This window comes from Metabacillus schmidteae (genome assembly GCF_903166545.1).
In the GTDB taxonomy this organism is placed as follows: Bacteria; Bacillota; Bacilli; order Bacillales; family Bacillaceae; genus Metabacillus; species Metabacillus schmidteae.
This window is the reverse complement of sequence record NZ_CAESCH010000001.1, coordinates 4,000,403-4,014,246: the sequence shown is the minus strand read 5'-3', so window position 1 is coordinate 4,014,246 and position 13,844 is coordinate 4,000,403. Positions and strand designations below refer to the sequence as shown.

Here is a 13,844-nt window from a genome sequence, read left to right as displayed (position 1 = left end):
TTATTTGCAACTCGGTCCCCATTATTCTTAGAGCACTCAAATGGGTGCTTTTTTTGCAAATTGCATATACTACTTCAATGATTTGATTAAAGGTAATCAAAATCTGTTGTAATTCATTTTATTCCATTATTTTTATACCTTTTGTGTAAATCGTCTTATACCACTATCTGGCTAGTGTGAAAAATACTGTTTTCTCTTTACATCTCGTGTTTTTTTATTGATAATAGTTACAATATAGTAAAATTTCTAAGCGATTGATGTTATTTGTCACTCGATTTTTATAAATAAATTCTTTTAGTAAAAGATTTTCAAATAAAGTTCTCAATATAAAAAGGTGATTTCATGGCTAATGAACAAGTTTTATCTTCTGAGCAAGTAATTCAAAAAGCACAGCGTTATCTGTCAGCCGAAGATACTGTTTTTATTCAGCGTGCTTATGACTTTGCTGAAAAAGCACATCGTGAACAATTCCGTAAATCAGGCGAACCTTATATCATACATCCCATTCAAGTTGCAGGCATTTTGGTAGATTTAGAGATGGATCCAGCTACAATAGCAGGAGGATTTCTTCATGATGTGGTGGAGGATACGGATGTTACGTTAGATGATCTACGAGCAGAGTTCAATGATGAAGTGGCAATGCTGGTTGATGGTGTAACAAAGTTAGGGAAAATTAAATATAAATCAAAAGAAGAACAACAGGCTGAAAACCATAGGAAAATGTTTGTAGCGATGGCCCAGGATATTCGTGTTATTCTTATCAAGCTGGCAGATCGACTACACAATATGAGAACTCTTAAACATCTTCCGCAGGAGAAACAGCGACGTATTTCAAATGAAACGTTGGAGATTTTTGCTCCTTTGGCTCATCGATTAGGGATTTCGAAAATTAAATGGGAATTAGAAGATACATCTTTACGTTATTTAAACCCCCAGCAATACTATCGAATTGTCAATTTAATGAAGAAGAAGCGCCAGGAACGCCTGGAATATTTAGATCAAGTCATTGATGAGGTTCGTGAAAGAGTTGATGAGGTCAATATTGAAGCTGAATTCTCGGGAAGACCAAAGCATATATACAGCATTTACCGGAAAATGGTTCTTCAAAATAAGCAATTTAATGAGATTTATGATCTTTTAGCGGTTAGAATTGTTGTTAATAGCATTAAAGATTGTTATGCCGTATTAGGTATTATTCATACTTGTTGGAAGCCGATGCCTGGTCGATTTAAAGATTATATTGCCATGCCTAAGCCAAATATGTATCAATCTCTTCATACCACTGTGATCGGTCCTAAGGGAGATCCACTTGAGGTGCAGATTCGTACGTTTGAAATGCATCAAATTGCTGAATACGGGATTGCTGCCCACTGGGCATATAAAGAGGGAAAAGATGTTGATGAAAAAACAACATTAGAGAAAAAATTGTCTTGGTTCAGAGAAATATTAGAATTCCAAAATGATGTAACAAATGCAGAAGAATTTATGGAATCACTTAAAATCGATTTGTTTTCGGACATGGTATTTATCTTCACCCCTAAAGGTGATGTGATTGAACTGCCGTCTGGTTCTGTTCCGATTGATTTTGCTTATCGAATCCATTCAGAAATTGGTAATAAGACCATTGGTGCAAAAATCAACGGCAAAATGGTCACTCTTGACTATAAGTTAAAAACAGGGGATATCATTGAGATTTTAACATCCAAACACTCATATGGCCCTAGTCAAGATTGGTTGAAACTGGCTCAAACTTCTCAAGCGAAAAATAAAATTCGCCAATTCTTTAAAAAGCAACGTCGTGAAGAAAACGTTGAAAAAGGAAAAGAAATGGTTGAAACTGAGATTAAAAATTTAGATTTTAATGTAAAAGAAATTATGACGGCTGATAATTTGCAACGAGTTGCTGAAAAATTTAACTTTTCGAATGAAGAAGATATGTATGCTGCTGTTGGTTATAATGGTGTAACGGCACTGCAAGTTGCAAATCGTCTAACAGAAAAGTGGCGTAAAAAGCGTGATCAGGAAGAACAAGAAAAAAACATTCAAGAGGTTATGGCTGAGACAAAACAAGTCCCGCATTCTACATCCAAAAAGCGTGATGCAGGTGTACAGGTTAAAGGGATTGATAATTTATTAATACGTCTCTCGAAATGCTGTAACCCAGTTCCGGGTGATGATATTGTCGGCTTTATTACTAAAGGCAGAGGAGTTTCTGTTCATCGCTCTGATTGTACAAATGTTCATACTGAGGATGCTAAAGAACGATTAATCGATGTTGAATGGGAAAATCAGCCTTCGTCAAGTCGCAAAGAATACAATGTCGAAATTGAAATTTTAGGTTATGATCGCCGAGGCTTGTTAAATGAAGTATTACAAGCAGTAAATGAAACGAAAACAAATATTTCATCTGTTTCAGGTAAATCAGATCGAAACAAAGTTGCAACGATTAACATGGCGATTTCGATTTCGAATATTAACCATCTGCAAAAAGTAGTTGAACGAATTAAACAAATTTCAGATATATATTCTGTTAGAAGAATGATGAATTAAGGTAGGTTTTATTGTGAAAGTAATTGTACAACGTGCAGTTCATGCAAAAGTAACGGTGGATGAAAAAGTAGTTGGTCAAATAGATAAGGGTGTAATGGTGCTGGTTGGAATAACCCATGATGACACTGAAGCAGACGCAGAATACTTGGCTGAAAAAATTGCTCATTTAAGAATTTTTGAAGATGAATCCGGTAAAATGAACCATTCTCTTCTTGATGTGGGTGGACAGGTTTTATCTGTTTCTCAGTTTACACTGTATGGAGATTGCCGAAAGGGCAGAAGACCTAATTATATGAACGCAGCAAAGCCTGATATGGCGCAGGTGCTATATGAGTCCTTTAATCGTATGTTAAGGGAAAAAGGATTACAGGTTGAGACAGGTGTATTTGGAGCTATGATGGATGTCCAATTTACAAACACAGGTCCCGTGACATTAATTATTGAGAGTAAATAAAAAGGTTATCCTTCTTCTGTTGTGAATGAAGGATAACCTTTTTTATACGACATAAAGTGAAATTTTATGGATGATAGTATAAGTAAGTCCAAATTAGCTGCAAGGAAATTACTCGACGAAGTTGCTAATTTTAAGAAATCAGAATAAATGCAACTACGAATTCACTTTTCAGTCAGTATGCTTACTTTATCACTTAAAATACTGGGCCAGGCCATTAAAAATTCCTTGTGAAGCCCTTTCTTGATAACTCGTTGTTGCCACTGTTAATTCTTCTGTTCGGTTGCTTAAGAAGCCCAATTCAAGCAATACAGCAGGAGCTTTGTTCTCTCGAAGAACATGAAAGTTACCGAATTTTTGGCCCCTATCCCTCATTTTTGTTTGTTTCACAAGTTCATTACCTATATTCTTCGCTAAAGGACCATCCTTCAGTGAGTTATAATAATAAGTTGTTGTCCCGGAAACACTTCGATTCGTTGTGCTATCAAAATGAATACTAATAAAAGCCTTTGCATTTCGATAATGTGATGTACTAACCCGGGAATTTAGGCTAATATATGTATCGTTTGACCGAGTCATAAAAACATTTGCACCTGCAGATTTCAGCTTATCATAAACCAGCTTTGCTGTAGAGAGTGTTACATTTTTCTCCAACGTCCCTGATGCCCCAACTGCCCCACTGTCCCGGCCTCCATGGCCAGGGTCGATGACAATTGTTTTGTTTTTAAGGTATTGGGAAGCTCCCGGCTTCGTAACAGGTGTGCTAACACCTGGTGTTTCAACCACCCAACCCGCAATAAACCCTGTCTTATTACTCCCGAGATTGATTTTATACCAATCGCCAATTTTATCAATAATTTCATAAGTATCCCCTAAATTTGCCCGTTTGAGAATTGAATGGGAAGTAGAAGAACCTGATCGGATATTAGTACCGTTATAAATAATTTTTACATGCTGGGAGTTTTTCCCTGAACCTGTATTACTTGTTTGAGTAGATTCTTTGGCTATGTACCAACCTGCAACCCAACCAACTTTATTTGACCCAAATGATATCTTATACCAGTCATTCTTTTCCTCAAGTATTGTTACCTTAGTTCCTTTTGTGACAGAACCAACAACCCCTCCACTAAGTGAGCCGCTATTCCGTACATTTAAACTTGTTGCGGTAACTTTTCCGCTACCTTTAGCAGTAGAGCTTTGAGCTGGAGTAGTAGAAGTGTTATCTTTTTGACTTGAAGTGTTCAATTTGATCTTCAAATAATCACTATGTACCCAACCGGAGATATTTTTTGTTTTAATTTGAACCCAATTTCCTGATTCTTTTACAATTGTAACGGTCTCATTTTTCTTAAGGCTTCCAACACGACTACTTGAGGTAGAAGCAGTTTTACGAACATTTAAAGAAGATGCTGTCACAGAAGCGGTTTTTCCAGACGAAGTACTTGAAGCACCTTGTGTTGATGTTGCGTTTTTGACCTTTACATAGCTTGAGGATACCCAGCCTGTTTTTCCTGAATAGGAAACCTTAATCCATTCACCGCTTTTTTCTACATATGTGGCTGTTTTTCCTTTTTCAAATACACCTATTATCCCAAATGAAGTTCCTGGGCCAGATCGGAGTCTCAGTCCTGTAGCAGTGGATTCAACAGTTGATCCATTACTTGCTGAAACAGACGGTTTGGATGTATTTGTTGCTTTTTTTTGAGTGACTAACCAATTGGCCACCCATCCAGATGTATTTGCTGATAATTTAATTCTAATCCAATCATTTTTCTTTTCTACCACATCATATGTTTGGCCTTTTTTCACTTTGGCAATGACAGAGTATGTCAGACCTGCCCCGTTTCGTACATTTAGTCCATCAACATTTATGGTTACTTGATCAGCAGCCTTAGCAGTTGAAGGTGAAAAATGAGCAAAAAAGGATAAAATCACAAATGTGAAACATATTGATATGGTCATGATTTTGCGAATCACGATAAACCTCCTTTTATATAAAATTAGTCAAATTAAACACTTCTCTACTTATATCGACATTCCTTTAGGAAATTTGAAATAAATTTTTCCAAAATAGGAAAAGATATTAATGACTTTGAAAAGAAGAGGTGTAAAGTAAAATGAGAAATAACGACAAAGGGGAATTAATGCACGCCAATAAAGATGTGTTCGGAGTAAACTTGCATGATTTTATGACAAAAGAGCAAAATGAATCTTCTTTTGAACTTGCTTCTGAATTTGGAATATCTTTAAGAGAAGTAAAGAATTTAAAAAAACATTTAAATCGGTCTTGACAATATACTGCAAAGATACGTATGATAAGATAAAATTCGAAAGTATTATTTAATGACAACATACATATCATTGTGAACCAATGAGGGAGAACAGTAAATAAGATGACACATGAAAAGAGAGGAAATGCCTTAGGCTGAAAGCATTTCTGCATGATGACTTATTGAAAAACACTCCTTAGGTTTCTCTCTGAAAAACAGTAAGTTTAGTAGGAGTTGAACGTGACAGGCGTTAACTGATCGAGTGGAAATAGATGGTTATTTCAACTAGGGTGGAACCACGGGTATAACTCTCGTCCCTACATTTTGTAGGACGGGAGTTTTTTTGTTGTTGTAAAATTTTGTTTTTATTTAAGTTTGGGAGGTAAAATCTAATGTCATTCCAGATTCCTAGAGGTACTCAGGATATTTTACCTGGAGAGGTTGAGAAGTGGCAGTTTGTTGAGAATACTGCACGTGATTTATGTAAGAGATATCAATATAAGGAGATTCGTACACCTATTTTCGAACATACAGAGCTTTTTGCTCGTGGTGTTGGGGAAAGTACCGATATCGTCCAAAAGGAAATGTATACATTTCAAGATCGGAAAGGAAGAAGTATTACTCTTCGTCCGGAGGGAACAGCTTCAACTGTACGTGCTTTTGTAGAGAAAAAGCTATATGCAAGCCCTTCACAACCAACAAAGTTGTATTATATTGGACCAATGTTTCGCTATGAACGTCCACAAACAGGTCGTTTCCGTCAATTTGTCCAATTTGGTATAGAGGCACTTGGAAGTAATGATCCTGCAATTGATGCAGAAGTTATTTCTCTAGCAATGAATTTATATCAAACACTTGGTTTAAAAAGCTTAAAGCTAGTCATTAATAGCTTAGGTGATAGTGAAAGTCGTAAGGCTCACCGTGAAGCACTAATTGCTCATTTTGAACCAAGGATTGAAGAATTTTGTTCTGATTGTCAAAAAAGACTGCAACAAAATCCATTAAGAATATTAGATTGTAAAAAGGATAGAGACCATGAACTGATGGAAACTGCTCCATCTATACTTGAATTCTTAAATGAAGATTCTAAGAAATACTTTAACAAGGTTCAGCAGTATTTAACTGCAAATGGTATTGATTTTGAAGTCGATCCGGGACTTGTTAGAGGATTGGATTACTATAATCATACTGCATTCGAAATTATGAGCAATGCAGAGGGATTTGGAGCCATCACAACACTATGTGGTGGTGGACGTTACAATGGCTTAGCACAGGAAATCGGTGGTCCAGAGACACCTGGTATTGGATTTGCGCTAAGTATTGAGCGTTTATTAGCAGCGCTCGATGCAGAAGGAATTGAATTACCAATTTCCGCTGGTGTCGATGTGTATTTAGTGGCCATGGGAGACCAAGCAAAAGACCGTGCAGTTACATTATTAAATGAAATGAGAAACGCAGGGTTAGTTGCTGAAAAGGATTATGAAGATAAAAAGATGAAAGCTCAATTTAAAGCTGCTGATCGTCATCAAGCAAAATTTGTTGCAGTATTAGGAGATGACGAATTAGAAAAAAATGTGATTGCCGTTAAAAATATGGAAACAGGTACACAAGAAGAAATTGCACTTGATCAAGTGATCTCATTTTTAAACCAAAAAACAATGTAACAAAAGGAGAGGGTTTCATGTTTGGCCGTACGTATTACTGTGGCGAAGTTCCAGAGTCAGCAATTGGTGAAGAAGTAGTTTTAAAAGGTTGGGTAGCAAAACGACGTGATTTAGGCGGGGTTATTTTTATTGACCTACGTGACCGTACAGGTGTTGTACAGGTAGTTTTTAACCCGGAAATTTCTGCTGAAGCATTGGCAATTGCAGAAAAAGTTCGTAGTGAGTATGTGTTAGATATTACGGGTAAAGTGGTAGAACGTGATGAAGAAACAATCAATCCTAATGTTTCAACAGGTACAATTGAGGTTATTGTAGAAAAAGTTACAATTATTAATGCTGCTAAAAACCCGCCATTCTTAATTGAAGATAAATCTGATGAAGTGTCAGAGGATGTTCGTTTAAAGTACCGCTACTTGGATTTAAGAAGACCAGGTTTACAAAGTACACTTCAAATGCGTCACCAAGTAACAAGATCAATGAGAAATTTCTTAGATGACAATGGCTTCTTAGATATTGAAACACCAATTTTAACAAAAAGTACTCCTGAAGGTGCTCGTGATTATTTAGTACCAAGTCGTGTGCATGAAGGTGAATTTTACGCTCTGCCACAATCACCTCAAATCTTTAAACAACTATTAATGGTTTCAGGTTTTGACAAATATTATCAGATTGCCCGCTGCTTCCGTGATGAAGACTTACGTGCAGATCGTCAACCTGAATTTACCCAAATAGATATTGAAACATCATTTATGAGTCAAGATGATATTATGGCAATGACTGAACAAATGATGGCAAAAATCATGAAAGAAACAAAAAATATAGACATTGAACTCCCATTACCGAGAATGACATATGATGAAGCCATGGGCAGATTTGGATCAGATAAGCCTGATACACGTTTCGGACTTGAGCTTGTGGATGTTGGTGAAATTGTTAAGGACAGTGGCTTAAAGGTATTTAACACTGTAATCGCGAATGGCGGTCAAGTTAAGTCCATAAATGTTAAGGGTGCAGCTGATAAATACTCTAGAAAAGACATGGATGCATTAGCAGAATTTGTTGCTCCATATGGTGCAAAAGGTTTAGCATGGTTAAAGGTAGAGGAGGACGGCCTAAAAGGTCCAATTATCAAGTTCTTTACTGAAGAAGAGCAAAAAGGGCTGTTACAAACATTAGAGGCAACCGTTGGTGATCTACTTGTATTTGTTGCTGATAAGAAATCCGTTGTTGCAGATGCTTTAGGAGCACTTCGTTCTAAGCTTGGTAAAGACTTAGAGTTAATTGATGAAAGCAAATTTAACTTCTTGTGGGTTGTGGATTGGCCGTTACTTGAATATGATGAAGCAACAAAGCGCTATTATGCTGCACATCATCCATTTACAATGCCGGCACGAGAAGATGTAGAATTATTTGATACAGATCCAGCCAATATGAAAGCACAAGCTTATGATATTGTCCTTAACGGCTATGAGTTAGGTGGAGGGTCTATCCGTATCTTTGAAACAGATATTCAAGAAAAAATGTTTAAGCTATTAGGCTTTTCTGAAGAAGAGGCTAGAGAACAATTCGGTTTCTTATTAGATGCATTTGAATATGGAACACCTCCACACGGTGGTATCGCTCTGGGATTAGATCGACTGGTCATGCTTCTAGCTGGTCGTACAAACCTTAGAGACACCATTGCATTCCCTAAAACAGCTAGTGCAAGTGATTTATTAACAAGTGCACCAAGTGCTGTTAGTGAAGCACAACTAGAAGAATTAAATCTTGAGCTTCGTGACTAAGTCAAAAGCTTGAATTGAATTTTTTGTTATGCTATTATCTTTTTAAGCTAACAAAATTAAATAGTCCTGATGTGTTCGTTGTACACCTAGTTTTGACCTAACATTTTTAATACGGGAGCTTGACGTTTCTGGACAGAGTAAATGCCTCTCACTCGAATGAGGACTTACAAACATCTGGAACAAAGCACCCACCTGCTGAGTGCGGGATCAAAACGAGGGAAATGGCGACGGCACAATCGGGACTGCTACATAGACGAAAATTAATAGGGCTTCCTCTTCACTTTTTGTGGATGAGGTTGGCCCTTTTTATTTACAATTAGGGCTTACTTTTTCAATAATGTATGGTATATTCTTTTTCAGGTAAAAATACTGTCATTATGACATGATTAAGAAATTTAAGGTTATTAATTGGAGTGAGTTAGTTGCTACATCAATTTTCGCGTAATGAATTGGCAATAGGTAAAGAAGGGTTAGACATATTAAAAAACAGCACAGTCGCTGTATTAGGAGTTGGAGGAGTCGGGTCCTTCTCAGCAGAAGCATTAGCAAGATCTGGTGTGGGACGCCTGGTATTAGTTGATAAAGACGATGTGGATATTACAAATGTAAATCGTCAAATTCATGCACTCATTTCTACAGTCGGTCAGCCAAAAGTAGACCTAATGGCTGCACGAATAAAGGATATCAATCCTGATTGTGAAGTAATATCTTTAAAGATGTTTTATACAGAGGAAACGTATGAACAATTCTTTGATCAAAATCTTGATTATGTAATCGATGCATCAGATACTATTTCCTATAAGATCCATTTAATGAAAGAATGTCTAAAAAGAAAAATTCCGATTATCTCCAGTATGGGAGCAGCGAATAAAATGGATCCAACGAGATTTCAGGTAGCTGATATTTCAAAAACACATACAGATCCGATTGCGAAGGTTATTCGTACTCGATTACGTAAAGAAGGAATTCATAAAGGAATAAAAGTAGTATTTTCTGATGAAAGCCCGATTGTTATTCGTGAGGAAGTCCGGAAAGAGGTTGGAAATGATGCAGCCCCAATACGGAAAGCGAAAATGCCTCCATCATCAAATGCATTTGTTCCTTCTGTTGCAGGACTGATTATGGGTGGACATGTTATCACAGATCTATTAAAGGATATAAAGATTACCCGCGTGAAGGATGAAAAATAAGCAGTTTTGTAGAGGAAAAGCATTAATGATAGAGTTGCTTTTCCTCAGTTTTGTTTTGAGCTTCGTTTATTAGGCCAAAGAACATTTTGTAATGACGATCCATCTTTTGTTTTTGGTAAACAAGTTGTTCATATCTTTTATTTAATTCCTGTCTCTGTTGATTAAGCTTTTTATTTTCTTCTTGTAATTGTTTATTTTCATTAATAATGTGATGGTGTTCTTCTTGGTTTCGAACCTGTGATAAATAACGAATACAGTCATCAACCGTCATCTGAGTGATATCATGTAACTGTGATAGTTGTGTTTCCTCTTTGGGTTTATTTTCCTCTTTGTTTAGAGGGGGTTCTTTTCTTCTTTTCTTGGCGTGTTCCATTTCTTTTGTATATTTTTTCCTGAGTTCAGCATTCCATCTGTAATTACAAGCTGCAGCTGTCCGGTTCAACTGTTTGCCAACATCCTTAAAGGCAGCGGACTGAGTCCGACTGTTTTGAACATATGATAGAACCGTTTCTGCAAGAAGTTTATCATGTTCAAATGTCCACGCATCATGTCTAGTTTTCACGACGACCTCCTTAACCTTTAAAATTCTCATCCAACATCGTTATTGCCGAGGATAAAGTACATTTAGTCATTTTTTTATCTTTTCCGAATTGACTGTGTTTATTCTTGATGTCTTATAAGCTCATTCGTTTTTTTGTTTACTTTTTCAGTTTATAATCGTAGATAGATATGTACAGGGGGGATAATGGTGAACGGAGAACCACTTGCTTTTCGAATGAGACCTAGTACTATCGATGAGATAGTCGGGCAAAAAGAGGTGATAGGAGAGAGAACAAGCCTTTATAAAATGATTAAAAATGGGTATGTTCCCTCTATGCTTCTGTATGGTGAACCTGGTATTGGCAAAACATCCATTGCCTTTGCCATTGCTGGCACAACAAGTATCCCTTTTATTGCTTTAAATGCAACAACTGCCGGAAAAAAAGATGTTGAAGCAGTTGTTGAAGAAACACGTATTACAGGAAAAGTTATTTTATTTTTAGATGAGATTCATCGTTTTAATAAAGCCCAGCAAGATTATTTGTTACCACATGTTGAACGAGGAGACATTATCTTAATTGGAGCAACGACGGAGAACCCTTTTCATGATGTGAACCCTGCGATCAGAAGCAGATGTGGTCAAATCAAGCAATTAACCAGACTAACTCACGAGGATATTGAAGTTCTTCTACTACGGGCCCTGCAGGATGAAAAGAAAGGGCTAGGCAAGATGAAGATCGAAATTTCAGATGAGCAAGTAAAAATGATTGCTTTTGGATCCAATGGTGACGCCCGCAAATCATTAACTTTATTGGAATCGATTGTTTATTCATCACCAAAAATAGAGGATACATATGTTGTAGATGATAAAATGATAAATGATATGACTGGCAATGTCGGCGTATATGGTGATAAGAAGGGTACACATTTTTATAATCTTCTTTCCAGCTTACAAAAAAGTATCAGAGGTAGTGATGTTGATGCAGCATTATATTATCTCGCCCACTTATTAGAAACAGGTGATCTTGTTGCTGTTAATCGAAGATTAGTGGTTATCGCCTATGAAGATGTTGGACTCGCAAATACAGCTGTAGGAAATAATGTTTTAGCTGCTGTCACTGCAAGTGAGCGTTTAGGGCTTCCGGAAGCACGTATCCCACTATCTGTGGCTGTTGTAGAAATGTGCCTATCTTCTAAGTCTAATTCTGCTTACAAAGCTCTTGACTTAGCGATACAGGATGTGCGATCCGGTAAAGTCGGAAACATTCCAATGCACCTTCGAGATGGGCATTATGCAGGTGCAAAAGTATTAGGACATGTTGGGTATAAATATCCGCACGACTATCCAATTGGTACATTTGGAGGCTGGGTTAAACAAGATTATCTGCCAGATAATTTAATTGGTACAAAATATTATCAACCATTAGAAGCAGGTGATGAAAAAAGACTTGCTGCTATATATGAAAAGTTAGAGATGTTTAAAAAATCAAAATAGTAATACGCCATTTATGTATATTATTGATATGTCCAAGTACTACAGTTGGTTTAAGTGCTTAATGGAGGAAGTTTATGCTATAATGGCTAATGTTCAAAAGTATATAGACTAAAAAAAGCATTGGTTCGTCATGAATAAGGAATAATCACCTACTCAGAAGTACTTGCTTGTCAAACTCCTGAATCTTTTATCAGTTAATAGATCATGCTGATGATAGATAACTTTTTATAAAATAAAAGAGTTTATATATTTTATGTAGAATCTATAGTTTAAGATGTAAGGGGGAAAACAATGAAAATATCAACAAAAGGCCGATACGGGTTAACAATTATGATTGAGCTTGCCAGAAAACATGGTGAAGGTCCCACTTCATTAAAAAGTATTGCCCAAGCTCATGATTTATCAGAACATTACTTAGAACAATTAATTGCCCCATTGAGAAATGCACGCTTAGTGAAAAGTATTAGAGGAGCATATGGTGGTTATGTTTTAGGTGATGAACCGGCAAACATCACATCCGGAGATATCATTCGAGTTTTAGAGGGGCCCATAAGTCCTGTTGAAGTTTTAGATGACGAAGAGCCTGCAAAAAGACAGCTGTGGATTAGAATTCGTGATGCGGTAAAAGATGTATTAGACAATACAACATTAGAGGATCTTGCAAATTACACAGGAGAAGGCGAACAAGGACCTTATATGTTTTATATTTAAAAAATAGTCCTAACAAAAGGAGAAAGGAGGGAATTTATTATGAGGAGAATTTATTTAGACCATGCGGCCACATCTCCGATTCATCCGGAGGTAGCTGAAAAAATGATGAACTTAATGACTGAGAACTTCGGAAACCCATCGAGTATCCATTCATTTGGCCGAGATGCCCGTCGAATTCTCGATGAATCAAGAAGAAGCCTAGCAAATACAATTGGAGCCAAGCCTGGTGAAATTATTTTTACGAGCGGTGGGACTGAAGCGGACAACTTGGCCATCATAGGGACTGTTTTGGCAAATAACCAAATCGGAAAGCATATTATTACGACACAAGTGGAGCATCATGCGGTCTTACATGCGTGTAAATACCTCGAAAAACAAGGGTATGATGTAACATATTTACCTGTTAATGAACAAGGACTTATATCTGTTGAAGATGTGAAAAAACATGTAACAAATCAAACGGTACTTGTTTCTGTGATGTTTGGAAATAACGAGGTTGGAACCATCCAGCCAATTCGTGAAATCGGGGACTATTTAAAAGATTACCCCGCCTTTTTCCATACAGATGCTGTTCAAGCATTTGGGATCGAATCCATTCATGTACAGGAGCTAGGAGTTGATTTATTAACGGTTTCTGCACATAAAATTAATGGCCCAAAGGGTGTCGGTTTTTTATATGTGAAATCCGGAATTAAGCTTCAGCCTGCTTTGTATGGTGGAGAACAAGAATTAAAGCGTAGAGCAGGAACTGAAAACGTAGCTGGAATAAGCGGATTTAGTCATGCAGCAGAGCTTTCAATCAATGAGAGGGAGCAAAAAAGAGAGCAATATATGCTATTTAAAAAAGAAATGATGAGGATTTTTGAAGAAAACAACATTTCATTTTCCCTAAATGGTACATTAGATGGCCTTCCACATGTCCTCAATATATATTTTCCAAAAACACATATAGAATCGCTTTTAGTTAATTTAGATTTAGCTGGTATTGCAGCATCCAGCGGGTCTGCGTGTACAGCAGGAGCTGTTGACCCATCACATGTGTTGGTTGCGATGTATGGTAAGGAATCAGATAAAATTCTATCATCCATACGCTTTAGCTTTGGACTTGGAACAAGTATGGATGATATTCATTATGCTGCTCAAGAAATTTCAAAAGTAATTAAGAGAGTAACAGCTTAGAAAGACACTG

11 protein-coding genes, 1 other RNA gene and 1 other annotated feature are annotated in these 13,844 nt (G+C 36.8%); of the genes, 10 read left to right on the top strand and 2 right to left on the bottom strand.

Going from position 1 to position 13,844, the window contains the following annotated elements:
- The first annotated feature begins 342 nt into the window (after nucleotides 1-342).
- Both HWV59_RS19710 and dtd read left to right on the top strand, forming a co-directional pair.
- Nucleotides 343-2,550, top strand: coding sequence for a RelA/SpoT family protein (locus tag HWV59_RS19710; RefSeq protein ID WP_175639816.1), 2,208 nt, complete (start codon nucleotides 343-345; stop codon nucleotides 2,548-2,550).
- Between the two features lie 13 nt (nucleotides 2,551-2,563).
- Nucleotides 2,564-3,004, top strand: a complete 441-nt coding sequence (gene dtd / locus HWV59_RS19705; protein ID WP_102229512.1) for a D-aminoacyl-tRNA deacylase — start codon at nucleotides 2,564-2,566, stop codon at nucleotides 3,002-3,004.
- Nucleotides 3,005-3,193: 189 nt separating this feature from the next.
- Here the strand turns inward: dtd and HWV59_RS19700 are convergent, their stop codons facing one another.
- Nucleotides 3,194-4,978 carry an SH3 domain-containing protein gene (locus tag HWV59_RS19700; RefSeq protein ID WP_102229511.1) on the bottom strand — a complete coding sequence of 595 codons (1,785 nt, stop codon included), beginning with the start codon at nucleotides 4,976-4,978 and terminating at the stop codon, nucleotides 3,194-3,196.
- A gap of 140 nt (nucleotides 4,979-5,118) precedes the next feature.
- Between HWV59_RS19700 and HWV59_RS19695 the strand changes: the two genes are divergently transcribed.
- From HWV59_RS19695 to HWV59_RS19675, 5 genes are all read left to right on the top strand, one after another.
- Nucleotides 5,119-5,292, top strand: coding sequence for a hypothetical protein (locus tag HWV59_RS19695; RefSeq protein ID WP_175639815.1), 174 nt, complete (start codon nucleotides 5,119-5,121; stop codon nucleotides 5,290-5,292).
- A 71-nt stretch (nucleotides 5,293-5,363) separates the two neighbouring features.
- Nucleotides 5,364-5,593: a binding site (T-box leader), on the top strand.
- Nucleotides 5,594-5,663: 70 nt separating this feature from the next.
- Nucleotides 5,664-6,935, top strand: coding sequence for a histidine--tRNA ligase (gene hisS, locus HWV59_RS19690; protein ID WP_102229510.1), 1,272 nt, complete (start codon nucleotides 5,664-5,666; stop codon nucleotides 6,933-6,935).
- Between the two features lie 17 nt (nucleotides 6,936-6,952).
- On the top strand, nucleotides 6,953-8,719 hold the full coding sequence (aspS, locus tag HWV59_RS19685; protein ID WP_102229509.1) for an aspartate--tRNA ligase: 1,767 nt from the start codon (nucleotides 6,953-6,955) through the stop codon (nucleotides 8,717-8,719).
- A gap of 60 nt (nucleotides 8,720-8,779) precedes the next feature.
- Nucleotides 8,780-8,966: non-coding RNA, 6S RNA (ssrS, locus tag HWV59_RS19680), on the top strand.
- Between the two features lie 175 nt (nucleotides 8,967-9,141).
- Complete coding sequence (locus HWV59_RS19675; protein WP_102229508.1) at nucleotides 9,142-9,909, top strand: tRNA threonylcarbamoyladenosine dehydratase; 768 nt, start codon at nucleotides 9,142-9,144, stop codon at nucleotides 9,907-9,909.
- Between the two features lie 22 nt (nucleotides 9,910-9,931).
- Here the strand turns inward: HWV59_RS19675 and HWV59_RS19670 are convergent, their stop codons facing one another.
- Nucleotides 9,932-10,471 carry a hypothetical protein gene (locus HWV59_RS19670; protein WP_102229507.1) on the bottom strand — a complete coding sequence of 180 codons (540 nt, stop codon included), beginning with the start codon at nucleotides 10,469-10,471 and terminating at the stop codon, nucleotides 9,932-9,934.
- Nucleotides 10,472-10,657: 186 nt separating this feature from the next.
- On the opposite strand from HWV59_RS19670, the gene HWV59_RS19665 reads away from it, so the two are divergent.
- From HWV59_RS19665 to HWV59_RS19655, 3 genes are all read left to right on the top strand, one after another.
- On the top strand, nucleotides 10,658-11,944 hold the full coding sequence (locus HWV59_RS19665; protein WP_175639814.1) for a replication-associated recombination protein A: 1,287 nt from the start codon (nucleotides 10,658-10,660) through the stop codon (nucleotides 11,942-11,944).
- Between the two features lie 291 nt (nucleotides 11,945-12,235).
- On the top strand, nucleotides 12,236-12,655 hold the full coding sequence (cymR, locus tag HWV59_RS19660; protein WP_102229505.1) for a cysteine metabolism transcriptional regulator CymR: 420 nt from the start codon (nucleotides 12,236-12,238) through the stop codon (nucleotides 12,653-12,655).
- A gap of 39 nt (nucleotides 12,656-12,694) precedes the next feature.
- Nucleotides 12,695-13,834, top strand: coding sequence for a cysteine desulfurase family protein (locus HWV59_RS19655; RefSeq protein ID WP_175639813.1), 1,140 nt, complete (start codon nucleotides 12,695-12,697; stop codon nucleotides 13,832-13,834).
- Nucleotides 13,835-13,844 lie beyond the last annotated feature (10 nt).

Bases quoted from the DNA above. Each gene is read 5' to 3' on its own strand.
- HWV59_RS19695 (WP_175639815.1), top strand. From the start codon at position 5,119: ATGAGAAATAACGACAAAGGGGAATTAATGCACGCCAATAAAGATGTG.
- cymR (WP_102229505.1), top strand. From the start codon at position 12,236: ATGAAAATATCAACAAAAGGCCGATACGGGTTAACAATTATGATTGAG.
- HWV59_RS19710 (WP_175639816.1), top strand. From the start codon at position 343: ATGGCTAATGAACAAGTTTTATCTTCTGAGCAAGTAATTCAAAAAGCA.
- aspS (WP_102229509.1), top strand. From the start codon at position 6,953: ATGTTTGGCCGTACGTATTACTGTGGCGAAGTTCCAGAGTCAGCAATT.
- hisS (WP_102229510.1), top strand. From the start codon at position 5,664: ATGTCATTCCAGATTCCTAGAGGTACTCAGGATATTTTACCTGGAGAG.
- HWV59_RS19655 (WP_175639813.1), top strand. From the start codon at position 12,695: ATGAGGAGAATTTATTTAGACCATGCGGCCACATCTCCGATTCATCCG.